The organism is Methylosinus sp. RM1 (genome assembly GCF_011378635.1).
Taxonomy (GTDB): Bacteria; Pseudomonadota; Alphaproteobacteria; order Rhizobiales; family Beijerinckiaceae; genus Methylosinus; species Methylosinus sporium.
Map to the genome: position 1 here is coordinate 52,732 of NZ_WOVC01000002.1, position 23,719 is coordinate 76,450.

Consider the following 23,719-nt stretch of genomic DNA (forward strand, 5'->3'; position numbering starts at 1 on the left):
CCCCTGGATTGCTTCGTCGCTGTGCTCCTCGCAATGACGGAAAAGTACGGGGCGCTCTCGCGCCGCCCTCAATCATTCGGCGCGAGCATATTCTCTGGCCGCACCAGCGCGTCGAATTCTGCGTCCGTCACCTTGCCGGACTTCAGCGCCTCCTCGCGCAAAGTCGTGCCATTGTGATGCGCGGCGCGGGCGATCTTGGAGGCGGCGTCATAGCCGATCTTGGGCGCGAGCGCTGTCACCAGCATCAGCGAGCGCTCCAAGAAATTCTTGATGTTCGCCTCGTCCGGCTCGATCCCGTCGATGCAGCGGGTGATGAAGCTGTCGATGCCGTCGGCGAGCAATATTGTCGATTCCAGCAGCGCCGCGGCGATCACCGGCTTCAAAACGTTCAGCTCGAGATGGCCCTGCGAGGCGGCGAAGGTGATGGTGGCGTTATTGCCGAAGACGCGCGTGCAGACCATGGTCAGCGCTTCGACCTGGGTCGGATTGACCTTGCCGGGCATGATGGAGGAGCCGGGCTCGTTCTCCGGCAGCTTCAGCTCGGCGAGGCCGGCGCGCGGGCCGCAGCCGAGCAGGCGAATGTCGCAGCCGATCTTATAGAGGCCGGCGGCGAGCGCGTTCAGCGCGCCATGGGCGAAGACCGCGGCGTCATGGGCGGCGAGCGCCTCGAATTTATTCGGCGCGGTCTTGAACGGAAGGCCGGTCTGCGCCGCGATCTTGGCCGCGACCGCCTCGGCGAAGCCTTTGTAAGTGTTCACGCCAGTGCCGACGGCGGTGCCGCCCTGGGCGAGCAGGAACAAATCCTCGAGCCCCTGGCGGATGCGCTTGGCGCCGAACTCGGCCTGCGCCGCATAGCCGGAAAATTCCTGGCCCAGCGTCACCGGGGTGGCGTCCTGCAAATGGGTGCGGCCGATCTTGACGATATGCTCAAAAGCCTTGGACTTCGCTGCAAGGGCGGCGTGCAGTCGCTCCACCGCCGGCAGCAGGCGCTGCGAAATGGCGATGGCCGCGGCGACGTGAATGGCGGTCGGGAAGCTGTCGTTGGAGGATTGGCCGAGATTGACGTGATCGTTCGGGTGGACCGGCGCCTTGGCGCCGCGGCCGGCGCCCAGCGCCTCATTGGCGCGATTGGCGATCACCTCATTGACGTTCATGTTGGACTGCGTGCCGGAGCCGGTCTGCCAGACGACGAGTGGGAAATGCTCGTCGAGCTTTCCGTCGATCACGTCGCGGGCGGCGGCGGAAATGGCGGCGGCGACGTCGCTCTTCAGCAGGCCCTTCTCGAGATTGGCCTCGGCGGCGGCGAGCTTCACCCGCGCGAGCGCATGGACGATCTCGATCGGCATCCGGCCGACGCCGATCGGGAAATTCTGCCGCGACCGTTCCGTCTGAGCGCCCCAATAGGCGGAGGCGGGAACCTCTATGTCGCCGAAGGAATCGCGCTCGGTTCGGAATTCGGTCTTCTCGGTCATTGGTCTCGCTCGCGGAAAATTATCGGGCTCGAGCTTCCCTATGGGGCATTTCCGCCCGTCTATCAATCATTGCCCGTGCGCGGGAGAATCGACTGATCGCCGATGTAATAGGAATCGCCGATGTCGCTCGTCGAGCGCAGCGCCAGAACCTCGGCGAGGCGGTTGCGGGCGCGATTGACCCGGCTTTTCATCGTGCCCGGCGCGCAATTGCAGATGGCCGCGGCTTCCTCATAGGAGAGGCCCGAGGCGGCGACCAGGATCAGCGCCTCGCGCTGATCGAGCGGCAGCTTCTGCAGCGCGCTGCGAAAATCGAGAAAATCCATATGCGCGTTCTGCGCCGGCAGCGAGACGAGCCGCGCGGCTATGGCGCCGTCCGGGTCGGGCGCCTCGCGGCGCCGCTTGCGATAGTCGCTGTAGTGGATGTTACGGAGAATGGTGAACAGCCAGGCCGTGAGATTGGTGCCTTCGGTGAAGGAGGCGAGGCTGCTCCAAGCCTTGACCAAGGTCTCCTGGACCAGATCGTCGGCGCGGTCGGCGTTGCCGCAGAGCGAAACCGCGAATGCGCGCAGATTGGGGATCGCCGCGACGAGATCGGCTTTGGTCCCCTTTCCTTGGGCTTTCGCCGCTTCGAATGTCGACACTATCCCTCCCCGGGCGCCTTCGACCGCTGCGGGGATATCGGGTCGCTCTCGAGCCTGTTCAAGAGCTCTAGGAAACGATCCGGAATAGGCTGATTGAGGATGTCGTCGTAAAGACCGCGGAGCTGCTCGCCGATCTGCTCGCCGACGTCATTGTGCGGCGGCGTCTCGGAGTCCGGCTGCGCTTCGGCGGGCCGCGCCCGCCGCGGGCGGTGGGAGCTCAACACCACCAGCCCTTCGCCATCATGCGGCGGCGGCGCGAAAACGCCGTCGCTGATCCTGTCTTCCATGTTCGGAGATTCGCTCGTGCTCGAGGCGGCTGCAATGGACTTCCGGCTGCTTTTTCCCATCTGCTCCTCGAGAATTCTCGTGAGGCCCAACTCTGGCGAGCGGACGCGGCCGCGCTAGTACTGCATTGCGGCGACCAACTCACAACGCTTAATTTTACCAATTCGTTCCCAAATATAACGCGACGATTTGACGCAGCAGAACGCGCCATGATGGCGCGACATTCGCAACTCGCAAACGAGGGACATGATGTCCATTTCTCAGGCGATTCTAAGGCATGTGCCCTATTTGCGGCGCTTCTCCCGCGCTCTGTCGGGCAGCCGCGAAGGGGGCGACGCCTATGTGCTGGCGACGCTCGAGACCGCCGTCGCCGATCCGACCCGTCTCGTCGCCGACGAGGATCTGAAAATCTCCCTCTATCGGCTGTTCCTGGAAATCTGGACCTCGAGCCCGATCAATGCCCATACCGACCACTCCGGGGTCGCGCCCGGCGATGAGGCGAGCGCGCGGCGCAATCTCGACGCGATCTCGCTACAGCCTCGCATCGCCTTTCTGCTCCATGCGCTGGAAGGTTTCTCGCTCGGCGAAATCGCCCGGGCGCTCGCCGTCTCGGAGGCGCGCGCGGCGGCGCTCATCGACACAGCGAGCGTCGAGATCGCCGGCCAATTGGCGACGGATGTATTGATCATAGAAGACGAGCCGCTGATCGCGCTCGATCTGCGTGGGCTGGTCGAGGAACTCGGCCATAACGTCGTCGCTGTGGCGCGCACGCATAAAGAGGCGGTCGAGGCCATATCCAAGACTCCCCCCGGCCTGATTCTGGCCGATATTCAACTGGCGGACGGCAGCTCGGGGCTGGAGGCGGTGAATGAAATATTGGGCTCGCTCTCGACCCCGGTGATTTTCGTGACCGCCTATCCCGAGCGGTTCTTGACCGGAGAGCCGCCGGAGCCGGCGTTTCTCATCGCCAAGCCTTTCAGCGTCGACAGTCTGAAGGCGATCATCAGCCAAGCTTTATTTTTCGACAGACGGTCCCATCTCAAATACAATGATAAGCACAAGTGAATAATTAGACCATAGCGAAGGTAATGGTTACTTTTCGTACGTAAAGACCACAGGCCGAATTGCGGCAAAAAAAACTTCTATCCGAAGCGAATAGAGCGCAACCTTGTCTTGACTCGGGCGTTGACTCCCGGGGGACAAGAGAAGGTAGACAATATGACGGCGATCCATGAACCGAAAAAGTCGAACCGTGGCTTTGCTTCGATGGACCCTGAGAAGCAGCGGGCGATCGCGCGCAAGGGCGGCCAGAACGTCCCCGATGAAAAGCGCAGCTTCTCCCAGAACCCCGAGCTCGCGGCCAAGGCGGGACGCAAGGGCGGGCAGAGCGTCGACCCGACGAAGCGGAGCTTTTCCCGCGATCACCAGCTCGCGTCCGAGGCCGGACGCAAGGGCGGCCACGCCTCCCACAGCAAGCCGAGAACAGCCGCGGAGTAATCCGCGGCCTTTCTCTCGCCGTAAATCGCGGCCGGCTGACGTCAGCGGCGCGAAAAGCCTCAGGCGGCGTGGGGCGTAGAGGTTTGCGCGATGATCGAGTAGAGGGCGGAAGCGTCTCTCGTCGCGCGAATCGTCGCTACGATCGATGGATCGCGCAGCACGCGCGCCGCGCAGGCCAGCGCTTTCAAATGATCGGCGCCGGAGGCTTCCGGCGTCACGAGAAGAAACACCAGATCGACCGGCGCGCCATCGAGCGCGTCGAAGTCGATCGGCCGCTCGAGCCGCGCGAAAATCCCGAAAATCGTCTTGATCCGCGCCAGCTTGCCATGCGGAATGGCGACGCCGTCGCCTATGCCAGTCGAGCCGAGGCGCTCGCGCTGCAGCAGCGCGTCGAAGATCTCGCGGGCCGGCAGACCGGAAATCTCGGCCGCCTTCTCGCTCAGCTCCTGGAGCGCCTGCTTCTTGTTGTTCGCTTTGAGCGAGGGAATGACCGCTTCGGTGGAGAGCAAATCCGCGAGCCGCATGTGGCGTCTATCCCATTCGAGGCCCTGTCCGGGCCGAGCTCCGCCGCCGCGCGAATCGCGGCGCGCCAGGTCGCTGTTCATCAATGGACGCATCGTGTCGCGCTGTCGCGACGCTGCCCGTTGCGGCGGCCGAGGCCGTTCTCCGGGCCGCAGAGCGAATTCCAATCGCGCAAAATGAGCATGGCCGCCCTCACAGCTGCATCCGATCTAAAGGCAAGATATATGCCGCCTATTCGCCGCCCGGCGCATCGATCCAGCCGATATGGTCGTCGTTGCGTCGGTAGACAACATTGAGCCGACCCGTATCGGCGTTGCGGAAAACGACGACCGGCGCGCCGGTCAGATCGAGGTCCAAAACCGCGGCCGAGACCGTCAGCCGACGCAGCCGCGACGTCGCCTCGGCGACGATCGTCGGCGCGAATTCCGTGGGCGCGTCCTGTTCCTGATCCGGCGCCTCGAGCACATAGCTCTGCGCCACCTCGCCCTCGCTCTCGCGCGGGCCGTGATGGTCTTTCAGCCGGCTCTTGTAGCGGCGCAGGCGCTTTTCGATGCGCTCGGCTGCCTGATCGAAGGAGGCGTAGGGTTCCTGCGCGCGGCCGTCGGCCTGCACGTCGATTCCCGCGAGATGCAGGCTGCAATCGGCGCGAAAGCCAGAGCCTTCCGGCGAAATCGTCACATGTCCGCCGAGCTCGCCGTCGAAATATTTGCGGGCGGCCGCGGTCAGCCGCTCGGCGACGTGAGTCCGCAAGGCTTCGCCGATATTGATGTTCTTACCGGACACTCGCAGCGACATATCGGGTCTGCCCTCGTCCATTGGAGCGCTCGCGCCGGACGCGGCAGCGCTTCCCTTTTAAAAAATCCCATGATGGCTTCGTGAGCGTCGCTTTCGACCGTCCCCCTACGGTCTTCGCCGCGGCGCCGGCGAAATTCCTGGTCCAGCGTCCGAGCGTCACTCTGCCGTTCGAACGTGGCGGAAGACGGGCCGAGGAGGCGTTCGCGCCCGGCCCGCTTCGGCGACAGGCTCTAAGTGGACCGGCGATCGAAGTCAATGGGCGAGCGGTTTGCTCATTCCCACGGCGCCGAGGCGCCTCCGTTTTGATACGGAGCCGAAGGTCTGCGCGATTCGAGCGAAAGGGCGCCGTCATTCCCGGCAGGCCCGACGCGCGCGCGTCGACGTTCCGCCCTACAGCGCCGGCGCGCTTTCCCGCGCCATCGCCTGCTTGGCGCGGCGGCGGTCGACGGAGGAGGGAATGCGCAGGCTGTCGCGATATTTGGCGACGGTGCGCCGGGCGATGTCGATGTCGATCTCTTTCAGACGCGCGACGATGGCGTCGTCGGAGAGCACGTCGAAAGGGCTCTCCTTGTCGATCATCTGCTTGATCTTGTAGCGCACCGCCTCGGCCGAATGGGCTTCGCCGCCGCTCGTCGTGGCGATGGAGGCGGAGAAGAAATATTTGAGCTCGAATATGCCGCGAGGCGTCATCATATATTTGTTCGAGGTGACGCGGGAGACGGTCGATTCGTGCATTCCGATCGCGTCGGCGATGGTGCGCAGATTGAGCGGCCGCAAATGCTCCACGCCTTTGGCGAGGAAGGCGTCCTGTAGCCGCACGATCTCTGAGGCGACCTTCAAGATCGTGCGCGAGCGCTGCTCGAGGCTCTTGGTCAGCCAATTGGCGTTCTGCAGGCAGCTCGAGATGAAGGTCTTGTCGCCGTCGCGCTTGGCGCCGGCGCTCACCTTCGCGGCATAGGAGTGGTTGACCAGCACGCGCGGCAGAGCGTCGGAGTTCAGCTCCACCATCCAGCCGCCGTCGCTCGCCGGCCGCACGATGACGTCGGCGACCAGCGGCTGGATCGGCGCGCCGCCGAAGGCGCGGCCGGGCTTGGGATCGAGCCGGCGAACCTCCGACGCCATATCGGCGATGTCGTCCTCGTCCACGCCGCAGAGCCGCGCCAGAGCGGAAAAATCGCGCTTGGCCAGCAGCGGCAGATTGGCGACGAAGACCTGCATGGCCGGATCGAAGCGGTCGCGCTCGCGCAGCTGAATGGCGAGACATTCCTGCAGGTCGCGCGCGCCGACGCCGGAAGGATCGAAGCTCTGGATCACCGCCAGCACGGCGACGGCGCGATCGGGGTCCGCCTCGAGCCGCGCGGCGATCTCGGCGATGTCCTCGCGCAGATAGCCGGCCTCGTCTATCGCGTCGATGATGGCGTGGCCGATCAGCCGGTCGCGCGGATCGGCGGAGGCGAGGGCGAGCTGCTCGGCGAGATGATCGTGCAGATTGGCGTCCGCGGCGACATAGGCCTCGAGATTGGGCGTCTCGCCATCGCCGCCGACGCCGCTGGCGCCGGTCCAGGAATTGGCCGAGAGGCCCGCGCCCTCGAGCGAGCCGGACGTATCGGCGCCGGGACGCTGACCCTCGAGCTCGAAGGCGTTGCCGATCTCCGTGCCGAGCTCGGCCGCCAGCTGGCCGGCGTCCACCGCGAGGCTCTCCTGCGCCCAATCGCCCTCGCGCGGCTCGCCGGCGCCGTCGAAACTCGCCTCGCCGCCATCGCTGTCGCTGCCGCGTTCCTGCGGGGCGTCTGGGAAATCGTCGGCCTCCACCGCCTCGAGCAGCGGATTTCGTTCCAGCTCCTCATGCAGGAATGCGGAAAGTTCGAGATTGGAGAATTGCAGCAGCTTGATCGCCTGCAGCAGCTGGGGCGTCATCACCAGGGCCTGGCCCTGACGCATCATCAGTTTGGTGGAAATAGCCATTTTCCGCCTACTCGAAACTTTCCGCCTGCACGCGCGGCATTGCGCCGTCGCAATGGCTGTTCTCGGCCTGTTTCTTGCTTATAGCACGGGGAGGAATTTGGCGCAGGACCATTTATTCGGCGCCCCCCGGAAATTCCGCCTAGCAGTTAATCGCCGCGACGCTTCCGGTCCGAAATCACATCCTGAAATCTTCGCCGAGATAGATGCGCCGCACATCTGGGTGCGCGACGATTTCCTCGGGCGTTCCTTCGGTCAGGACATGGCCGTTGTAGATGATGTAGGCGCGGTCGGTGAGGCCCAATGTCTCGCGCACGCTGTGGTCGGTGATCAGCACGCCGATTCCGCGCGCTTTCAAATGCCGCACGAGGTCCTGAATGCCGCCGACGGCGATCGGATCGATGCCGGCGAAAGGCTCGTCCAGCAGCATGAAAGAGGGGCGTCCGGCCAGGGCGCGGGCGATCTCGCAGCGCCGCCGCTCGCCGCCCGACAGCGCCACCGCGGGCGAGCGGCGCAGGCGCTCGAGCTTGAACTCCTCGAGCAGCGCATCGAGCTCCTGCTCGCGCAGGCGCTTGTCCGGCTGGGTGATCTCCAGCACGGCGCGAATATTGTCCTCGACCGTCAGGCCGCGAAAAATCGACGCTTCTTGCGGCAGATAGCCGATGCCGAGCCGCGCCCGCCGATACATGGGCAGGCCGGTGACGTCATAGCCGTCGAGCGCGATGACGCCGCGATCGGGTTTCACCAGCCCGGTGATCATGTAGAAGACCGTGGTCTTGCCGGCGCCATTGGGGCCGAGCAATCCCACCGCCTCGCCGCGCGCCACATGCAGGCTCACATCCTCGACGACGCGCCGGGTCTTATAGGCCTTGGCGAGATGCTGGATCGCCAGCACGCCCTTATGCGCCGCGGCTGCGGATTCCTCCCCTTCATCGGCGCCTAAATTTTCGGCGCCGCCCCCCGTCCAAGGTGCGTTTTCGGGGTCGGATTCCGCGGAAAAGCGCGGCGACGCCCTCCCTCCGGCCGGCGGCCGTCGCAAGCGCAGGCGCTCGGCGATCCGGCTCAGCAGGCCGGGTCGCGCGTCGCTCGCGGATGGGTAGGAACGGAAGCTCAAGTCTGGCGCCCTGGAGAAGAGAGACGGACAGCGAAGATCGCGCGCCGCCCCGCCGCGATCCTAAGCCTTACCGAGCAAAAACCATCGTTACTTTTTTGCAATCCGGTAGACCGCGATCAGGCCCAGGGCCGCGCCGCGGCCGTTTTGGCCTCGAAAGCGTCGATCGCGCCGGCCTTTTGCAGCGTGAGGCCGATATCGTCCAGCCCCTCGAGCAGGCAGTGCTTGCGGAAAGGATCGATGTCGAATTTGACGACGCCGCCGTCCGGGCCGCGAATCTCCTGAGCCGGCAGGTCGATCGTCAGCGTGGCGTTGGCGCCGCGCGCCGCGTCGTCCATCAGCTTCTCGAGATCGGCCTGCGAGACCTTGATCGGCAGAATGCCGTTCTTGAAGCAATTATTGTAGAAGATATCGGCGAAGCTGGTGGAGATCACGGCCCTCACGCCATAGTCCAGCAGCGCCCAGGGGGCGTGCTCGCGCGACGAGCCGCAGCCGAAATTATCGCCCGCAACCAGAATCTTGGCGTTGCGATAGGCGGGCTTGTTGAGCACGAAATCGGGATTGTCGGAGCCGTCGTCCTTATAGCGCAGCTCCGAGAAGAGACCCTTGCCGAGGCCGGTGCGGGCAATCGTCTTCAGATATTGCTTCGGGATGATCATGTCCGTGTCGATGTTCATGATCGGCAGCGGCGCGGCGACGCCGGTGAGGGTGACGAATTTTTCCATGCGGATGGGTCCTACAGGGCCTCGGGCGCGCGGTGCGCTCTCCGGCGCCCTTTAGCAAATCGTCGCAAAAGGCGCAAAGCAGGCGATCCTGTGGCGGCGACGCCCGGCTCGAAACGTCCGTGGAGATTGTGGCGAGAAAATACTCGGCCTACAACCGATGCGCCGGTCGACAGGCCGAGACTCGATCGGAAACCAAATGTCGATCACGCGCAGAACGCTGCTTCAAAGGCTCGTCGTCGGGGATATCTTCCATGCCGCGACGCCGAATGGCGCGAGCCTGATTTGCCTGGTGACGCGTCTCACGAAAATTCGGGTCGAGGCGCGGGTCGTGACGACGCAGAAGACCGTCCGAATCGACCGAAACACCGGCCTCGGCCGGCTGGGGACCGAAGCCGTGGCCTGCGCAGTCGATTCCGTGGCGCCGCTTCCCATCGCGATTCACAATGAGATGCTGGGAATAGACCGGAAGTTTCGATTGGCGCAAAGCGATGAGGATGTGAAGCTGACGAGCTCAGAGAAAGACGCGCTTATATTTATATACTCGTTCTATTCCGAAAGACCGATCTAGCGATATGTCGACGGCGACGGCCGCTTGCCGTTTGAGACGATCGGTCGTATAAGAGCGCCATGAGCAGACGGGACGTGAACGATATTCGGCGCAAGCTCCTCGATCAGGGCGTCGCTTTGCTGATGGAACAGGGCTATCACGGCACCGGCCTGCACGAGCTGGTGCAGAGCGTCGGCGTGCCCAAGGGCTCGTTCTACAATTACTTCCCCAGCAAGGAAGCGTTCAGCGCCGAGGTGGTGAAGCATTATATCGACCCCTTCATCGCCCAGCTCGACGCGCATCTCGCGCGCACCGACGTCGGCGCAGATGCGGCGCTCCGGGCATATTTCGACGAGCTGATCGCCGATACGGAGCGTCGGGAGTTCAAAGGCGGCTGCCTGCTCGGCAATCTGATCGGCGAGATCGGCGACACCAGCGATCTGTGCCAGACCTCGCTGCGCGAGGCGGTGCGGCGCTATAGAGACAAGCTGCGGGAGGGAGTCGCGCGCGGCCAGGCGGAGGGCTGCTTCCGCCGCGATCTCGACGCCAAGGAAATGGCCGACTTTCTCGTGGACGCGTGGCAGGGCTCGCTTCTGCGCATGAAGATCGAGCGCTCCGTCCGTCCGCTGACCCAGTTCCGCGACATGCTGCTGAACGGCTATTTCCGCGCCTGATTTTTTGCCCGGATTTGAGACGACCGGTCATTTTAAATAGAGGTCGAGTCCGAGGCGAACGACCGCCCCGGGGGAGCCGCCGCGCCCAGAGCGCGTCGAAAAACCGTGGGCGCAAAAGCCCTGCGGAAAAAAGGGAGGAAGCAGTGGCCAAGCGCATACTCGTCGTCGGCGGCGGCATAGGCGGAACGATGACCGCCAATAGCATCGTCGCGAAGCTCTACCCCGAGATATCGGACGGCTCGGTCCAGGTGACCATGCTCTCCGATTCGCCCTGGCACTATTACAAGCCGGCTTTCATGTATGTCGCCTTCGACATGTTCTTCGAGGGCGAGCTGCGCCGCAAGCAGAGCTCCTTGCTGCGACCGGAGATCGAGTTCATCGTCGACAAGGTGGACCGATTCGATTTCGTCGGCTCCAGCGTGACGACGAAGAGCGGCCGGAAAATCGGCTATGACTATATCGTCGTCTCGACCGGATGCCTGCCGGCGCCCGAACGCATCCCGGGACTGAAAGAGGCGGGCGATTATTTCTATCAATATGAGCCGGCGCGTCGCCTCGCCGACAAGCTCCGCGGCTTCGAGAAGGGCCGCATCTTCATCACCGTCAATTTTCCCAAGACGCCCAATGTTCCGCATCAATGCGGCATAGCGCCGATCGAGACGACGCTGATGCTCGACGAATATCTGCGCCGCAAAGGCGTGCGCGATCAGGTCGAGATCGTCTACACCTATCCCACCGTCTCGCAGCTTTTGCGCAATTGCCTCTTCCTCCAGCAGGAGGTCTGCGAGGTGCTGCCCTCCGTCTTCGAGAGCAAGGGAATCAAATTCCAGCGCGGATTCACGCTGGATTCGGTCGATCCCGATCGCAAGATCGCGCGCTCCGCGGAAGGCCGCGAGGAGAATTTCGACCTGCTGATGTGCACGCCGCCGATTCGTGCGGTCGATGCGGTGATCGAGAGCGGCGTCTCGCAGGCGATGAACAATGAAGGCTGGCTGCCCACCGACCGCCGAACCTTGCAGATCGAAGGCTACGCCAACGCCTATGTGATGGGCGACACGGTCGATCTGCCGATCAGCAAGGCCGGCGGCTCCTGTCACAACCAATGCCCGGTCATCGCCAATAATATCGCCGGCGACATTCGCATCGGCCGCACGGTCGACGCCTATGACGGCAAGGTCCAGGCCGTGGCGCAAATGGGCCTCGAGCTCGGAATGCCGCTCTGGTACGACTATGACGAGGATGTTCATCCGACGCCGCCCACCAAGCTCGGCGGGCTTCTCCGCAAGGCTTTCAACCGCGGAATCTATTGGTCCGTCGCGCGCGGCGTGATCTGAAAAGCGAGGGATGAGCGATGAACACGACCGAACTCGACATGCGCCATGAAAGCGCCTCGCCAACGCTCGACGAGGCGACGCGAAAGGGAATCGCCGATCTTCTCGAGAAAGCCTCGCCGCTGCTTCAGGGCCGGCGCTTTCACAACATCGTCGATCTTCTCTCTCTCGCTTCCGACGCTGTGGACATGGCCGACGACGCGATGATCCAAAAGCTGATGAAAGCCTATGAGGAGTCGATCGGCGCGGCCTGGACGCTCGGCAACGCCGCCCGCTTCGCCGCCAATGAGGCGTCGCGCAGGCCGACGCCGTCCGTGCTCGGCCTGCTGCGCGCGGCGGGCGACGAGGATGTGCGGCGCGGGCTGCATTTCGCGCTGCTGTTCCTGGCTGTGCTCGGGCGGCAGACGCGCGACGAGCCGGCATGACCGACACAGCGCTCGCCGCGCTCTATGAGCGGCGCGTGCGCGACTCGGCGCGGCGAGCGCGCGACGATTTGCGCCTCGCCGACGCCGACGTCTCCGTCACGCGGACGAGCCCGATCTGCGGCAGCCGGCTGACGCTCGATCTGCGTTGCGAGAGCGGCCGCATCGTGGCTCTCGGCCATCGCGCGCGGGCCTGCACGCTCGGCATGGCCGCGACCGCAATCGTCGTGGCGGGGGCGATCGGCGAAACGCTCGCCGATGTCCTCACGGTCGGCGAAGCGCTGGCGCAACTTCTGGACGGCGCCGAGGTCGGCTTTCCCGAGAGGTGGCGGGAGCTGGAGATATTCGCTGCGGCGCGCGCCTTCCCGATGCGGCGCGGGTCCATTCTGCTGCCCTTCGACGCGCTCGCCGAGGCCTCGTCGCGGCTCACTCCGTGAGCGGGAGCAGAATATCGGCGTACCAGGCGCAGTTGAGGCCCAGCGCCTCGTCCTGCTGGAGGTCGCGGCCGACGTCCAGCCGCGCCGAATGGACGCCGAGCAGCGTCCAGGGAAGATCGCCCTGGCGCGCCTCCAGCGCCGGCACGCGGGCCACCACGGGCGCGCCGCTCGCGCCTCTGTGGGTGCGCGCGTCGGTGAGAAAATAGCCCTGGCCCTGAAAGCGCAGGCCGAAGGAGGAGGCGACGACGCCCTGCCGCGCCACCGGCATATGATGCAGCGTGTCGTGGAAGCCCAAGGGAAAGCCGAGAATCAGCAGCGAGGAGCCGACCTCCACCGTGTCGAACTCGCCGCAGAGATGCGCCGGCGTGAAGGCCCGATAGACGGTCGACTCCGGCAGAGCCTGCCGCTCGATCTCTATGGCCGCGACATCGATTTCGCCGCCGGCGTCGAGGCCCTGGCGCCAGACGCTCTTGCCGTCCTCGTAGAGCAGCATCGAGAAGCCGGTCGATTGGGTCATATTCTCGGCGTCTATATGCAGCTCGATCTCGATACGGTCGGGGCAATGCCCGGTCGCCGCGTCGCTCAGCACATGCCGGCTCGTCACCAGGAAAAGCCGTTCGTCGCGCGCGAAGAAGAAGCCGCTGGCGTTGGTCAGCGGGGCGTCGCCTTTGAATGTGCCCACGCGCGCCGTGGTGAGAAGCAGAGGTTCGATCGTCATCGGCCGGCCTTTCTCCTCCATGGGAGATTCTCCCCCAACGGCGACATGGCTGCTCGGTTCCGCCCCGGCAAGTCGGGGGGGCGCCGCTCAGGGGCCGTGATAATCGGGGTCCGGCTTCGCCAGCAGAATGCTGGCGACGATCGGCATAGGATTGCTCAGCAGGCGGAAGCGGCCGAAGCCCGCCTTTTTGGCGAGCTTTTGCAGCTCGGCGACGGTTCGCGGCTCGCCGCGGCCCATGGCCAGCGTGTAGAATCCGTAATAGGCGTCGAGCGGCTCCGCGCCCTCGACGCCGGACATGGCTTCTATGATCAGCAGCGTCCCGTCGCGCGGCAGGGCGCGGCGCACATTGCGCAGCAGCTCCAGCGCGGAGGCGTCGTCATGATCATGGACGATGCGAATCAACGTTATCACATCCGCGCCCTTGGGCAGCGGATCGGTGAGGAAATTCCCGGAGAAGAAGGTCGTGCGCTCGGCGAGCCTCGCTTCCTCGAGCCGGGCGCGGGCGCGCTCGACCACCGCCGGCAGATCGAACAGCATCAGTTGCAGCCGAGGCGCCCGCGCCGCCGCGGCGATGAGAAAAGCGCCCTCGCCGCCGCCGACGTCGAGCAGCTTCTTATGCCGGCGGATCGGATAGACGTCGAGGACTTCCTGCGCCACCAGCGGCTGCGAGGCGGCCATCAGCGCGCTATAGGGCGCGACCTCCTCGGCCGAGAGCGCGGCGGGATTTTCCGCCGCCGAATAGGGCCAGTAATCGGCGAGCCGCGGCTCCGCCGATTCGTCGCCGCGCAGCAGCGCGACCGGATCGGCGAGATCGGCGTAGAGCATGGGCTGATGCGAAACGAGCGAGAGCGCGGCCTTGTTGCCGATGAGCGCCGCGCCGAGCTCGCCGAGGCCGAAGCGCTCTCCGCCGCGCCGCTCGACGAGGCCGAGCGAAGCGGCGGCGTCGAGCAGCCGCGCCGCGGCGTCCGGCGAGAGATCGAGCTTCTCGGCGATTTGCTCCACATTGCGCGGCTGCTCGAGCAGAAGCTCCAGCAGCTTCAGCTGCACGCAGGCGAGCAGCACCTGCGAATAGACGAAGCCGGCGCAAAGATCGAGCATCTCCCGCGCGCGGCGCCGCGCCTTCGCGCGGGTCAGCGGGTGAGCGGCGGCGAGGCGTTGGAAGCGCGGACTGGAGATCAGCCGATCGCGAAGACGCCGCAGCCTGTCCCGAAAGAACTGCCCCATACGCCGCCCCTCCGTCTGCTCGATAGTCGCTCCTAGCCCAAAAGCGCTGTTTCGGAAACGGCGATTATCCCGGGCCCGGGCGTTTGCCCTGAGGAGAATCTGTGGGGACGATCGCCGTCATGCGCTTCGACGCTCTCGATCGGCTGAATTTTTTTCTCGCCGATGTGCGCGGCGGGCTCGGACCTTTCGTCGGCGTGTTTTTGTTCACGCAGGCGCATTGGAGCCAGGCCGAGATCGGCGCCGTGCTGATGGTGAGCGGGCTCGTCGGCATAGCGGCGCATCCGGCCGTCGGCGCCTTCATCGATCGCACGCACGCCAAGCGCGAGCTTCTCGTCGTCGCCAGCTTCGTGCTCTGCGGCTGCGGCCTCGCCATCATTCATGCGCCGAGCATTCCCGTCGTCGTCGCGGCGGACATCGTCATGGCGACGCTCGGCGCCGTCTTCGCGCCCACAGTGGCGGCGATCACGCTCGGCCTCTATGGCCGCGACAGGCTCGCCGAGAGGCTCGGCCGCAACGCCGCCTTCGATCGCGCAGGGAATATTTTTATCGCGGGAATCGTCGGGTTCGTCGGCGTGCTGGCGTCGCAGACCGCGCCCTTCTATCTCACGCCGATCTTCGCCGCGCTCGCGGCGCGCGCGGCCTTCGCCATTCCGGCGAAGGCTATAGATCACGACCGCGCCCGCGGGCTCGAGGATGTCGATCCAGCCCATCCGCCGCAGCCGGGCAAGCTGCGCGATCTCCTGCATTACCGCACGCTGCTCGTCTATGCGGCGGCGGCGGCGCTGTTCAATTTCGCCAATGCGCCGACATTGTCGTTGATCGCGCAGAAGCTCGCTTCGGAAAATCCAGGGCTAGAGAGCGGCGTCACCTCGGCGGCGATCATTCTGGCTCAGCTCTCGACGATCGGCATGGCGCTCATCGTCGAGCGCGCCGATCTCATCGGCCGAAAGCCGCTCATCGTCCTCGCTTTCGCGGCGCTGTTCGCGCGCGATCTCGCTTGCGTCTTCGCGGAGACGCCGCTGCATCTGCTCGCGGCGCAATTGCTGGATGGCGTCGGCGGCGGATTGTTCGACGCGCTGCTGCCGCTCGTGCTCGCGGACATTATGCGCGGCACGGGCCATTACAGCCTCGCGCGCGGCGGGCTCGGCTTCTTACAGGGCGTGGGCGGCGCGACGAGCCTGTCCGTCGCCGGCTTCATCGTCACCTCGGTCGGCTATGCGCCGACCTTTCTGGCGCTCGCCGCGGTCGCGCTCGCGGGCCTCGCGCTGGTCCTCGTCGCCATGCCCGAGACGGGGCCGAAGCGCTGACTCCTCCGCTCAAGCCGTTCCGGGCGCGAAGCCCTCCTCGAGGCCGAGACGCTCGAGCAGCGATTTGCGCCGCTTGCGGTCGCGTTTCTGTGGCGGCTTGCGATTGTAATAATCGAACAGCACTTCGCGATAGAGCTTGATGACGCTCCTCTCGTCGAGCCCGACCAGAATATGGGCGGCGACGCGCAGCAGCAGATAGACCGTGCATTCGAAGAGGAAGGAGCTCGGATGCGAGAACATCACCGGCAGAGCCGAAGCGATGACGGCGCCGTAGAGCGAGGCGATCGCATAGCGCGGATTGACGCGCGCCCACAGGAAGAGGCGCAGCAATTCGCGATAGCCGACGATGTTCACCAAGGTCGAGTAGAGCTCGAGGCTGAGGGCGCCGTTCTGGAAATCGACGATCGCGCGGGCGAAGGCGACGATGGCGACGAGGGAATAGAAAATCGTGTCGCAACGGCGAAGGCAGAGTTCACGAACATCGTCGAACAACAGTTTTTTCCTCATCTTCGCTCCTCGAGGGGTCGGGGTCGCGCTGTCGCATTCTTTCATTCGAGCGAGTCTGATCGATCGAATCCGCTCGAGCAGAACGCGCTCTAAAAGAGCCGCAAATCCGGCGCCGACCAGTCCGGCGTCGACGAGAGATTCAGCTCGCGGTATGCGCGCCGCTCCTGTAATACGTAGCAGTTCGAAGCGAGCTGCGACGTGATGTCGCGCCGGCGCGGCGCCACGTCACAGAGCGCTCTGCGCGTTCGGGCGCCGAAATGGCGGGCGCCCCGGGCGAAGGACGCCATAGCCCGAGACGACGAAAAAGGTCATATTGCCGCCAAAGCGGACGGCGCGCCAAAGCGCCGCAGTCACCCGAGGGAACGCTCGATGTCGGAAAAGATCTATGCCGTGCCGGAAGCTTGGCGCAATGAAGCGCGCGTGAACGCCGAGAAATATGACGCGCTCTACCGGCGCTCCGTCGCCGACCCCGACGGCTTCTGGGGAGAGCAGGCGCAGCGCATCGAATGGATCGCGCCGTTCACGCGCGTGAAAGAGGTCAGCTTCGACACGCATAATGTCGCGATCGAATGGTTCGGCGACGGCTCCACCAATATTGCGATGAATTGCATCGATCGGCATCTCCCGCATCGCGCCGATCAAGTCGCGATCATATGGGAGGGCGACGATCCCTCGCTCTCGCGTCACATCACCTATCGCGAATTGCACGAGCAGGTCTGCCGCTTCGCCAATGTGCTGAAGGCGCATGGCGTGCGCAAAGGCGACCGCGTGACGATCTATCTGCCGATGATTCCGGAGGCGGCCTACGCCATGCTCGCCTGCGCGCGCATCGGCGCCGTGCATTCGGTGGTGTTCGGCGGCTTCTCGCCGGATGCGCTCGCCGGCCGCATCGAGGATGCGCAATCGGATGTCGTCATCACGGCGGATGAGGGCGTGCGCGGCGGCCGCAAATCGCCGCTCAAGGACAATGTCGACGTCGCGCTGGAGAAGGTCTCGGCCAAGACCGTCATCGTCGTCACGCGCACCGGCGCGAAAGTGGATATGAAGCCCGGCCGCGATTTCCGTTACGAGGACGAGGCGAAGAAAGTCCCCGAGGATTGCCCTTACGCCGAGGTCGGCGCCGAGGATCCGCTGTTCATCCTCTACACATCGGGCTCGACCGGAAAGCCCAAGGGCGTGCTGCACACGACCGGCGGCTATCTCGTCCACGCCGCGCTCACCCATGAGCTGGTCTTCGATTATCGCGAGGGCGATGTCTATTGGTGCACGGCGGATGTCGGCTGGGTGACGGGCCACAGCTATATCGTCTATGGCCCGCTCGCCAATGGCGCGACGACGCTGATGTTCGAAGGCGTGCCGAATTATCCGACCGTCTCGCGCTTCTGGGAAGTGATCGACAAGCACAAGGTCGACATCTTCTACACCGCGCCGACGGTGATCCGCGCGCTGATGGGCGCCGGCGAGGAGCCGGTGAAGAAGACCAGCCGCAAATCCATTCGCCTGCTCGGCTCGGTCGGCGAGCCGATCAATCCAGAAGCCTGGGAATGGTATCACCGCGTCGTCGGCGAGGGCCGTTGCCCCATCGTCGACACATGGTGGCAGACGGAAACGGGGGGCATTCTGATTGCGCCGTTGCCGGGCGCGACGGCGCTGAAGCCGGGCTCGGCGACCAAGCCCTTCTTCGGCGTGCAGCCGGAGATCGTCGACGCGAACGGCAATGTGCTGGAGGGCGCCTGCGAGGGCAATCTCGTCATCGCCGATAGCTGGCCGGGACAGGCGCGCACCGTGTTCGGCGATCACGAGCGTTTCGTGCAGACCTACTTCACCGCCTATCCGGGCAAATATTTCACCGGCGACGGCTGCCGGCGCGATTCCGACGGCTATTATTGGATCACCGGCCGCGTCGACGACGTCATCAATGTCTCCGGCCATCGTCTCGGCACGGCGGAGATCGAGAGCGCGCTCGTCGCCCATGAGAAGGTCGCCGAGGCGGCGGTGGTCGGCTTCCCGCATGCGATCAAGGGCCAGGGCATCTACGCCTATGTGACCTTGATGGCCGGAGTCGAGGCTTCCGAGCGTCTGCGCAAGGAGCTGGTCGATTTCGTGCGCAAGGAGATTTCCGCCATCGCCTCGCCGGACGTGATCCAATTCGCGCCCGGCCTGCCGAAGACGCGCTCTGGCAAGATCATGCGGCGTATTCTGCGCAAGATCGCGGAGAATGAATTCGGCGCGCTGGGGGATACGTCGACGCTGGCCGATCCGAGCGTTGTGGAGGATCTCATCAAGAACCGGCCGGCGGGATGACGAGGGGAGCGAGATCGGGCGCGGCGCGCGCGTTGGCGATGATCGCCTCTCGCGCGCCGACCCTTTCCGCGCTATGTTTTACGAGGCGCCAACCGTAAAAGTGGCTTTCGGCGACAGGGACTCGACATGAGCATTATGATTTCCGAGGTCTATGACGCCTTCGTCTCGGCCGGAGCGCCGGAAGAGAAGGCTCGTCGGGCCGCCGAAGCCCTGACTGTTTACGAAAGCCGGTTTTCCAAGCTCGAGAACGATATGGCCGTCATCAAATGGATGCTCGGCTTCGTCATCGCCATTCTTTCCGCCGTGGCGCTGAAGCTCTTCCTCCATTGAGCGGTCGAGTTCGTCAGGCTTGACACCTGACCGCGCCTGGGTCACTCGGCGCTCGTCAATCCAAAATGAGGGGACGAGCAGCGCATGGCGAAGGCATTCGTGTTTCCGGGACAGGGGTCGCAGGCGGTCGGCATGGGCAAGGCGCTGGGCGAGGCCTTTCCTCAGGCGCGCGCCGTCTATGAGGAAGTGGACGCCGCGCTCGGCGCGCCGCTCTCCAACATCATGTTCGAAGGCCCGGAGGCCGAGCTGACGCTCACCGCCAACGCTCAGCCGGCGCTGATGGCCGTCTCCCTCGCCGCCATTCGCGTGCTCGAGGCCGAGGCCGGGCTCGATCTCTTCCGCGACGCCAAATTCGTCGCCGGCCATTCGCTCGGCGAATATTCGGCGCTGGCCGCCGCCGGGGCGCTCTCCATAGCGGACACCGCGCGGCTGTTGCGGCTGCGCGGCCAGGCCATGCAGGCGGCGGTTCCGGTCGGTGCGGGCGCGATGGCGGCGCTCATCGGCGTCGAGTTCGACGCTGCGCGCGAGATCGCCGAGGCCGCCGCCGCGGCGGAAGGAAAAGTCTGCCAGATCGCAAATGACAATGGCGGCGGCCAGATCGTCGTCTCCGGCGCCAAAGCGGCGGTGGAAAAGGCGATTCTCATCGCCAAGGAGCGCGGCGTGAAGCGCGCCGTGCCGCTGCCCGTCTCCGCGCCCTTCCATTGCGCGCTGATGCAGCCGGCGGCCGAGGCCATGCGCGAGGCGCTGGCGACGACGACGATTCTCGCACCCAAACTTCCCGTCGTCGCCAATGTGACCGCGAGCCCGATCGTGTCGCCGGACGATATTCGTCGTCTTCTGGTGGAGCAGGTGACGGGCACGGTTCGCTGGCGCGAATGCGTCGCCTATATGGCCGGCGAGGGCGTCGACCGATTCGTCGAATGCGGCGCCGGCAAGGTGCTGACCGGGCTTTTGAAGCGAATCGCTTCCGAGGCGAAAGGCGTCGCCGTCGGCGCGCCCGAGGATCTGGACGCTTTTCGCGCCTTCGTCTGATCGCGAAAAAGCCCGGCCGCAGGGGCCGGGCTCTTCGTCCGGGAGGGGAGGACGGTTTTTAGTATCTCGCCACCACGGGAGCCGGGGTGAAGAGATTGAAGTGGTAATTGACGCCCGCGCGCACGGTGCTGATCTGGGTGCGGCGGTTCCAGGTCAGGGCGCCGATGCCGACGATGCCCGGCTGGACGATCGGCGCGAGCAGCAGCCAATTGTTGTTGTTGTTCGCATTGTCGTTCAGCTCGGTGTAGAGATATTCGACCTTGGCCGACCAATTGGGCAGGAAGGCCCATTCGACGCCGCCGCCGGCCGTCCAGCCGCTGCGCACGTCATTGCCATTATTGCCCCACCAGCCGATCGTGGGCCGGTTCACCTCGCCATAGGCGAAGCCGCCCGTGCCGTAGATCAGGAGCCGCGAATCGAGCAGCGCCAAGCCGACGCGGCCGCGCACCGTGCCGAACCAGGGCACGCGGACGCGATTGAAATCGCCCCAGCCCCACCAATTGTTGTTGCCGCCGCCGCTGCCGATGCTGGTGCCCTGAATATCGGTCTCGAGACCGACGACGAAGAGCGGCGAGAGCTGATAGTTCCAGCCGAGCTGAGCGCCGCCGACCACGCCGCCGCTATTGTTGCCGTTGTTGTTGTTCCAACCCCAGTTCCAATTGTTGTTGTTGTTGCGGTCGATCCAGCCGCCGCCGATGTTGAGACCGACATAAGGCCCGGTCCAGGAAAAAGACGGCGGCGGGACAAAGGCGACGACAGGCGCCGTGCGCGCCGGAAGATCGGCCGCGAAGGCCGAGCCGCCGAACAGCGCCGAAAAGATCGCCAGAACGGAAATTGTGTTTTTCATCGATGGCTCCTTCAATTCTCTAAAATCCGGCGCAGCACGCCAATCCACGCTGTTCGACCCCGCGAACGAAAGCATTCGACCGCCTGCAGACGAAGATTTCGTAAATCGCCGAGACTGTAAACGTCAAATATGCCCGTATAAGTCCCGCCGACGCGCTTATTTGCTGCGGTGTGATAAAAAAGCACCCTTACGTAGTCAGAAAACGCTGAATTTGTACTACAAACCGCAGCCGCTTTCTCTCCGCAATACCACTTAATGCGACAAAGAAGGCCGCCGCGCCCTCCGATTGCGCGCTGCGCGGCCGGCGCCCTATAGAGACGCATTCATGTTTTCGCGAAGCCGCGCGACGAAAGCGGCGGCGAGGGAGGAGAGATGTTCGATCTGACCGGCAAGACGGCGCTGGTGACGGGCGCGAGCGGGGGCATCGGCCGGGACATCGCGCGCGCGCTGCATCAGAGCGGCGCGGTCGTGGCGCTGTCGGGCACGCGCGAAGAGGCGCTTTCGGCGCTCGCTTCCGAGCTCGGCGAGCGCGTCCATATCCTGCCTTGCGACCTGTCCGACAAGACGCAGGCCGAGGCGCTGGTCCCGGCGGCGGAAAACGCCATGGGCGGGCTCGACATTCTCGTCAACAACGCCGGCATCACCCGCGACATGCTGTTCATGCGCCTCAAGGACGAGGATTGGGATGCGGTGCTGAACGTCAATCTCACCTCCGCCTTCCGCCTGTCGCGCGCGGCGCTGCGCGGCATGATGCGCAAGCGCTTCGGGCGAATCATCGGCATCACCTCGGTCGTCGGCGTCACCGGCAACGCCGGCCAGGGCAATTACGCCGCCGCCAAGGCGGGCATGATCGGCATGACCAAATCTCTGGCGGCCGAGGTCGCCTCGCGCGGCATAACCGTCAATTGCGTGGCGCCCGGCTTTATCGAGAGCCCCATGACCGACGCGCTGAACGAGACGCAGAAGCAGACGATTCTGCGCGCCGTGCCGGCGGGTCGGCTGGGCACGGGCGCCGATGTCGCCGCCGCCGTCGTCTATCTCTCGAGCGACGAATCGGCCTATGTCACAGGCCAGACTCTGCATGTGAACGGCGGCATGGCGATGATTTGAAAGCTCGGGATTTGCCGTGGGGCGCCCCTCGCCACGGCGAATTAATTATGCTACCAGACGCGACGCTGGCCGGGGGCGACGCCGCGAGAGCAATTCGGGCCGGCGAAAAGCTCGCCTCCCGATGGCGACATTTCGGTGGATCGCGCGAGCGGAACCGCAGAAATGTGACGTAGTTTACCCCTGAAACGATCGAGCGTGGTCCGAGCCGAGCTATGGATCCGCCAAATCGGTGTCAGCAGATCGATCGAACGAGGATCAGAGAAGATGAGCGATATCGCCCCGCGCGTTAAGAGTATCGTTGTCGAACATCTCGGCGTCAAAGAAGAAGAGGTGAAGCCGGAGGCGTCTTTCGTCGACGATCTCGGGGCCGATTCTCTCGATACCGTCGAGCTGGTCATGGCCTTCGAGGAGGAGTTCGGCGTCGAGATCCCGGACGAAGAGGCCGAGAAGATCAACACGGTCGGCGACGCCATCACCTTTCTCGAAAAAGCCAAGGCGGCTTGAGGCGAGACGCCTACGCGACGCGGATCGTGGAACGGTCCGCGCTGTCGCGACTTCGAGAAACCGACTGAAATATATGGCATAGCGTTCGAGAGAATCCATGCGCAGGGTGGTGGTCACCGGACTCGGCATCGTTTCGCCGTTGGGCTGTGGCGTGGACGTCAATTGGCGGCGGCTGATCGCCGGAGAGCACGGCTTTCGCCGCATCGACACTTTCGAGGCGTCTGATCTCCCGTGTCAGATAGCAGGTTTCGTGCCGCGCGGCGACGGAACCAATGGAACCTTCGATCCCGACGCCTGGTTCGAGCCGAAGGAGCAGCGCAAGGTCGACGACTTCATCATCTATGGAGTCTCCGCGGCCACTCAGGCGCTGGCCGACGCCGGCTGGACGGCGGACACGCCCGAGAAGCAGAATTCGACCGGCGTGCTGATCGGCTCCGGCATCGGCGGGCTCGGCGGCATTTACGAGACCTCCGTCACGCTGAAGGAGAAGGGCCCGCGACGCGTGTCGCCCTTCTTCATCTCCGGCCGAATCATCAATCTGGCCTCCGGCTATGTGTCGATCATGCACGGCCTCAAAGGGCCCAATCACGCTGTCGTCACCGCCTGCTCCACCGGCGCGCACGCCATTGGCGACGCGGGCCGGCTGATCGCGCTCGGCGAGGCCGAGGTGATGGTGGCGGGCGGCGCCGAATCGCCGGTCAATCGCATCGGCGTCGCGGGCTTCGCAGCCTGCAAGGCGCTGTCGACCGGCTTCAACGATCGTCCAGAGGCGGGCTCGCGCCCCTATGATCGCGATCGCGACGGCTTCGTCATGGGCGAGGGCGCCGGCTGCGTCGTGCTCGAATCCTATGAGCACGCCAAGGCGCGCGGCGCCAGAATCTACGCCGAGCTGATCGGCTATGGCATGTCCGGCGACGCCTATCACATCACGGCGCCCGCGCCGGACGGCGACGGCGCCTATCGTTGCATGGAAATCGCGCTGAAGCGCGCGGGCGTTCGCGTGTCGGATGTGGATTACGTGAACTCACACGGCACCTCGACGCCGCTCGGCGACGAGATCGAGCTGCAGGCGGTGCAGCGCCTCGTCGGCAATGAGACGCCGAATCTGTCCATGTCCTCGACCAAATCGGCGATCGGACATCTGCTCGGCGCGGCCGGAGCAGTGGAGGCGATCTATTCCATATTGGCGCTCACCCATGGCGTCGCGCCGCCGACGCGCAATCTGGACAATCCTTCGGTCGAGACCGACATAGATCTGGTCCCGCACGAGGCGCGGCGGCGTAAGATCGATATCGTCCTGTCCAATTCCTTCGGTTTCGGCGGCACGAACGCCTCTCTCGTCTTCCGGCGTCCGGAGTGATCGGCGCTTCGCGCCGCCGCTCGCGCCTGTGGACGAGAGGCCGTTCCTGATTTCG

The 23,719-nt window shown here is 64.8% G+C and carries 26 protein-coding genes; 14 read left to right on the forward strand and 12 right to left on the reverse strand.

The genetic code is table 11. The features are described 5' to 3' along the window. Positions 1 to 68: 68 nt before the first annotated feature. From fumC to FMZ75_RS01570, 3 genes are all read right to left on the reverse strand, one after another. The gene (gene fumC, locus FMZ75_RS01560; RefSeq protein WP_166141067.1) at positions 69 to 1,472 is read right to left on the reverse strand and encodes a class II fumarate hydratase; all 1,404 of its coding nucleotides are present in this window, start codon (positions 1,470 to 1,472) and stop codon (positions 69 to 71) included. A 62-nt stretch (positions 1,473 to 1,534) separates the two neighbouring features. After that, positions 1,535 to 2,113 carry a sigma-70 family RNA polymerase sigma factor gene (locus FMZ75_RS01565; RefSeq protein WP_108915502.1) on the reverse strand — a complete coding sequence of 193 codons (579 nt, stop codon included), beginning with the start codon at positions 2,111 to 2,113 and terminating at the stop codon, positions 1,535 to 1,537. Further along, positions 2,113 to 2,400: a NepR family anti-sigma factor gene (locus FMZ75_RS01570; protein WP_108915503.1), complete on the reverse strand. Its 288-nt coding sequence runs from the start codon at positions 2,398 to 2,400 to the stop codon at positions 2,113 to 2,115. Before FMZ75_RS01570 ends, FMZ75_RS01565 begins: the two co-directional genes overlap by 1 nt. Positions 2,401 to 2,647: 247 nt before the next feature. Here FMZ75_RS01570 and FMZ75_RS01575 point away from each other — a divergent pair, with 247 nt between their 5' ends. Both FMZ75_RS01575 and FMZ75_RS01580 read left to right on the forward strand, forming a co-directional pair. Continuing rightward, positions 2,648 to 3,463: a response regulator gene (locus FMZ75_RS01575; protein ID WP_108915624.1), complete on the forward strand. Its 816-nt coding sequence runs from the start codon at positions 2,648 to 2,650 to the stop codon at positions 3,461 to 3,463. Positions 3,464 to 3,616: 153 nt separating this feature from the next. After that, on the forward strand, positions 3,617 to 3,895 hold the full coding sequence (locus FMZ75_RS01580) for a general stress protein (RefSeq protein ID WP_108915625.1): 279 nt from the start codon (positions 3,617 to 3,619) through the stop codon (positions 3,893 to 3,895). 59 nt (positions 3,896 to 3,954) lie between these two features. Here FMZ75_RS01580 and ptsN read toward each other — a convergent pair whose 3' ends face one another. The 5 genes from ptsN to leuD form a co-directional block, all read right to left on the reverse strand. Continuing rightward, positions 3,955 to 4,419, reverse strand: a complete 465-nt coding sequence (gene ptsN / locus FMZ75_RS01585; protein ID WP_108915626.1) for a PTS IIA-like nitrogen regulatory protein PtsN — start codon at positions 4,417 to 4,419, stop codon at positions 3,955 to 3,957. Between the two features lie 229 nt (positions 4,420 to 4,648). After that, on the reverse strand, positions 4,649 to 5,212 hold the full coding sequence (gene hpf, locus FMZ75_RS01590) for a ribosome hibernation-promoting factor, HPF/YfiA family (protein ID WP_166141175.1): 564 nt from the start codon (positions 5,210 to 5,212) through the stop codon (positions 4,649 to 4,651). Between the two features lie 390 nt (positions 5,213 to 5,602). After that, the gene (gene rpoN / locus FMZ75_RS01595) at positions 5,603 to 7,177 is read right to left on the reverse strand and encodes an RNA polymerase factor sigma-54 (RefSeq protein ID WP_166141068.1); all 1,575 of its coding nucleotides are present in this window, start codon (positions 7,175 to 7,177) and stop codon (positions 5,603 to 5,605) included. 175 nt (positions 7,178 to 7,352) lie between these two features. Further along, positions 7,353 to 8,288 (reverse strand): LPS export ABC transporter ATP-binding protein, encoded by a 936-nt coding sequence (gene lptB, locus FMZ75_RS01600; protein ID WP_244594529.1) that lies wholly within the window; start codon positions 8,286 to 8,288, stop codon positions 7,353 to 7,355. Positions 8,289 to 8,404: 116 nt separating this feature from the next. Further along, positions 8,405 to 9,010: a 3-isopropylmalate dehydratase small subunit gene (gene leuD / locus FMZ75_RS01605; RefSeq protein WP_166141069.1), complete on the reverse strand. Its 606-nt coding sequence runs from the start codon at positions 9,008 to 9,010 to the stop codon at positions 8,405 to 8,407. Between the two features lie 196 nt (positions 9,011 to 9,206). On the opposite strand from leuD, the gene FMZ75_RS01610 reads away from it, so the two are divergent. The 5 genes from FMZ75_RS01610 (at position 9,207) to FMZ75_RS01630 (ending at position 12,421) form a co-directional block, all read left to right on the forward strand. Next, a complete protein-coding gene (locus tag FMZ75_RS01610; protein WP_166141070.1) occupies positions 9,207 to 9,578 on the forward strand; it encodes a hypothetical protein in 372 nt (123 codons plus the stop codon). Positions 9,579 to 9,637: 59 nt separating this feature from the next. Beyond that, complete coding sequence (locus FMZ75_RS01615; RefSeq protein ID WP_142862913.1) at positions 9,638 to 10,231, forward strand: TetR/AcrR family transcriptional regulator; 594 nt, start codon at positions 9,638 to 9,640, stop codon at positions 10,229 to 10,231. A 143-nt stretch (positions 10,232 to 10,374) separates the two neighbouring features. Beyond that, entirely contained in the window at positions 10,375 to 11,565 is a 1,191-nt protein-coding gene (locus FMZ75_RS01620; RefSeq protein WP_166141071.1) for an FAD/NAD(P)-binding oxidoreductase, read from the forward strand. A 17-nt stretch (positions 11,566 to 11,582) separates the two neighbouring features. After that, entirely contained in the window at positions 11,583 to 11,987 is a 405-nt protein-coding gene (locus FMZ75_RS01625) for a DUF1641 domain-containing protein (RefSeq protein WP_166141072.1), read from the forward strand. Next, positions 11,984 to 12,421: an iron-sulfur cluster assembly scaffold protein gene (locus tag FMZ75_RS01630; protein ID WP_166141073.1), complete on the forward strand. Its 438-nt coding sequence runs from the start codon at positions 11,984 to 11,986 to the stop codon at positions 12,419 to 12,421. Before FMZ75_RS01625 ends, FMZ75_RS01630 begins: the two co-directional genes overlap by 4 nt. On the opposite strand, the gene FMZ75_RS01635 is transcribed toward FMZ75_RS01630, so the two are convergent. Then, the gene (locus FMZ75_RS01635; RefSeq protein WP_142862917.1) at positions 12,411 to 13,139 is read right to left on the reverse strand and encodes a serine protease; all 729 of its coding nucleotides are present in this window, start codon (positions 13,137 to 13,139) and stop codon (positions 12,411 to 12,413) included. The genes FMZ75_RS01630 and FMZ75_RS01635 overlap by 11 nt on opposite strands. 87 nt (positions 13,140 to 13,226) lie before the next feature. Then, positions 13,227 to 14,363 carry a methyltransferase gene (locus FMZ75_RS01640; RefSeq protein ID WP_166141074.1) on the reverse strand — a complete coding sequence of 379 codons (1,137 nt, stop codon included), beginning with the start codon at positions 14,361 to 14,363 and terminating at the stop codon, positions 13,227 to 13,229. Positions 14,364 to 14,464: 101 nt separating this feature from the next. On the opposite strand from FMZ75_RS01640, the gene FMZ75_RS01645 reads away from it, so the two are divergent. Beyond that, positions 14,465 to 15,670 (forward strand): MFS transporter, encoded by a 1,206-nt coding sequence (locus FMZ75_RS01645; RefSeq protein ID WP_166141075.1) that lies wholly within the window; start codon positions 14,465 to 14,467, stop codon positions 15,668 to 15,670. A gap of 9 nt (positions 15,671 to 15,679) precedes the next feature. On the opposite strand, the gene FMZ75_RS01650 is transcribed toward FMZ75_RS01645, so the two are convergent. Continuing rightward, positions 15,680 to 16,177, reverse strand: a complete 498-nt coding sequence (locus tag FMZ75_RS01650) for a hypothetical protein (RefSeq protein ID WP_244594530.1) — start codon at positions 16,175 to 16,177, stop codon at positions 15,680 to 15,682. A 369-nt stretch (positions 16,178 to 16,546) separates the two neighbouring features. On the opposite strand from FMZ75_RS01650, the gene acs reads away from it, so the two are divergent. From acs to fabD, 3 genes are all read left to right on the forward strand, one after another. After that, positions 16,547 to 18,481, forward strand: a complete 1,935-nt coding sequence (gene acs / locus FMZ75_RS01655) for an acetate--CoA ligase (RefSeq protein WP_166141076.1) — start codon at positions 16,547 to 16,549, stop codon at positions 18,479 to 18,481. A 126-nt stretch (positions 18,482 to 18,607) separates the two neighbouring features. Then, positions 18,608 to 18,811, forward strand: coding sequence for a hypothetical protein (locus tag FMZ75_RS01660; RefSeq protein ID WP_036293633.1), 204 nt, complete (start codon positions 18,608 to 18,610; stop codon positions 18,809 to 18,811). Positions 18,812 to 18,895: 84 nt separating this feature from the next. Next, positions 18,896 to 19,843: an ACP S-malonyltransferase gene (gene fabD / locus FMZ75_RS01665; protein ID WP_166141077.1), complete on the forward strand. Its 948-nt coding sequence runs from the start codon at positions 18,896 to 18,898 to the stop codon at positions 19,841 to 19,843. A gap of 58 nt (positions 19,844 to 19,901) precedes the next feature. Here the strand turns inward: fabD and FMZ75_RS01670 are convergent, their stop codons facing one another. Continuing rightward, positions 19,902 to 20,690, reverse strand: a complete 789-nt coding sequence (locus FMZ75_RS01670) for an outer membrane protein (protein ID WP_142862922.1) — start codon at positions 20,688 to 20,690, stop codon at positions 19,902 to 19,904. Between the two features lie 372 nt (positions 20,691 to 21,062). Between FMZ75_RS01670 and fabG the strand changes: the two genes are divergently transcribed. From fabG to fabF, 3 genes are all read left to right on the forward strand, one after another. Next, positions 21,063 to 21,800: a 3-oxoacyl-[acyl-carrier-protein] reductase gene (fabG, locus tag FMZ75_RS01675; protein WP_166141078.1), complete on the forward strand. Its 738-nt coding sequence runs from the start codon at positions 21,063 to 21,065 to the stop codon at positions 21,798 to 21,800. Between the two features lie 264 nt (positions 21,801 to 22,064). After that, positions 22,065 to 22,304 (forward strand): acyl carrier protein, encoded by a 240-nt coding sequence (locus FMZ75_RS01680; protein WP_142862924.1) that lies wholly within the window; start codon positions 22,065 to 22,067, stop codon positions 22,302 to 22,304. 97 nt (positions 22,305 to 22,401) lie between these two features. Next, entirely contained in the window at positions 22,402 to 23,664 is a 1,263-nt protein-coding gene (gene fabF, locus FMZ75_RS01685; protein ID WP_166141079.1) for a beta-ketoacyl-ACP synthase II, read from the forward strand. Positions 23,665 to 23,719 lie beyond the last annotated feature (55 nt).

Excerpts from the sequence above, each read along its gene's own strand:
- fumC (WP_166141067.1), bottom strand. The coding sequence starts at position 1,472 with ATGACCGAGAAGACCGAATTCCGAACCGAGCGCGATTCCTTCGGCGAC.
- FMZ75_RS01570 (WP_108915503.1), bottom strand. The coding sequence starts at position 2,400 with ATGGAAGACAGGATCAGCGACGGCGTTTTCGCGCCGCCGCCGCATGAT.
- FMZ75_RS01575 (WP_108915624.1), top strand. The coding sequence starts at position 2,648 with ATGTCCATTTCTCAGGCGATTCTAAGGCATGTGCCCTATTTGCGGCGC.
- FMZ75_RS01580 (WP_108915625.1), top strand. The coding sequence starts at position 3,617 with ATGACGGCGATCCATGAACCGAAAAAGTCGAACCGTGGCTTTGCTTCG.
- ptsN (WP_108915626.1), bottom strand. The coding sequence starts at position 4,419 with ATGCGGCTCGCGGATTTGCTCTCCACCGAAGCGGTCATTCCCTCGCTC.
- hpf (WP_166141175.1), bottom strand. The coding sequence starts at position 5,212 with ATGTCGCTGCGAGTGTCCGGTAAGAACATCAATATCGGCGAAGCCTTG.
- rpoN (WP_166141068.1), bottom strand. The coding sequence starts at position 7,177 with ATGGCTATTTCCACCAAACTGATGATGCGTCAGGGCCAGGCCCTGGTG.
- leuD (WP_166141069.1), bottom strand. The coding sequence starts at position 9,010 with ATGGAAAAATTCGTCACCCTCACCGGCGTCGCCGCGCCGCTGCCGATC.
- FMZ75_RS01610 (WP_166141070.1), top strand. The coding sequence starts at position 9,207 with ATGTCGATCACGCGCAGAACGCTGCTTCAAAGGCTCGTCGTCGGGGAT.
- FMZ75_RS01615 (WP_142862913.1), top strand. The coding sequence starts at position 9,638 with ATGAGCAGACGGGACGTGAACGATATTCGGCGCAAGCTCCTCGATCAG.
- FMZ75_RS01625 (WP_166141072.1), top strand. The coding sequence starts at position 11,583 with ATGAACACGACCGAACTCGACATGCGCCATGAAAGCGCCTCGCCAACG.
- FMZ75_RS01630 (WP_166141073.1), top strand. The coding sequence starts at position 11,984 with ATGACCGACACAGCGCTCGCCGCGCTCTATGAGCGGCGCGTGCGCGAC.
- FMZ75_RS01635 (WP_142862917.1), bottom strand. The coding sequence starts at position 13,139 with ATGACGATCGAACCTCTGCTTCTCACCACGGCGCGCGTGGGCACATTC.
- FMZ75_RS01640 (WP_166141074.1), bottom strand. The coding sequence starts at position 14,363 with ATGGGGCAGTTCTTTCGGGACAGGCTGCGGCGTCTTCGCGATCGGCTG.
- FMZ75_RS01650 (WP_244594530.1), bottom strand. The coding sequence starts at position 16,177 with ATGAGGAAAAAACTGTTGTTCGACGATGTTCGTGAACTCTGCCTTCGC.
- acs (WP_166141076.1), top strand. The coding sequence starts at position 16,547 with ATGTCGGAAAAGATCTATGCCGTGCCGGAAGCTTGGCGCAATGAAGCG.
- FMZ75_RS01660 (WP_036293633.1), top strand. The coding sequence starts at position 18,608 with ATGAGCATTATGATTTCCGAGGTCTATGACGCCTTCGTCTCGGCCGGA.
- fabD (WP_166141077.1), top strand. The coding sequence starts at position 18,896 with ATGGCGAAGGCATTCGTGTTTCCGGGACAGGGGTCGCAGGCGGTCGGC.
- FMZ75_RS01670 (WP_142862922.1), bottom strand. The coding sequence starts at position 20,690 with ATGAAAAACACAATTTCCGTTCTGGCGATCTTTTCGGCGCTGTTCGGC.
- fabG (WP_166141078.1), top strand. The coding sequence starts at position 21,063 with ATGTTCGATCTGACCGGCAAGACGGCGCTGGTGACGGGCGCGAGCGGG.
- FMZ75_RS01680 (WP_142862924.1), top strand. The coding sequence starts at position 22,065 with ATGAGCGATATCGCCCCGCGCGTTAAGAGTATCGTTGTCGAACATCTC.
- fabF (WP_166141079.1), top strand. The coding sequence starts at position 22,402 with ATGCGCAGGGTGGTGGTCACCGGACTCGGCATCGTTTCGCCGTTGGGC.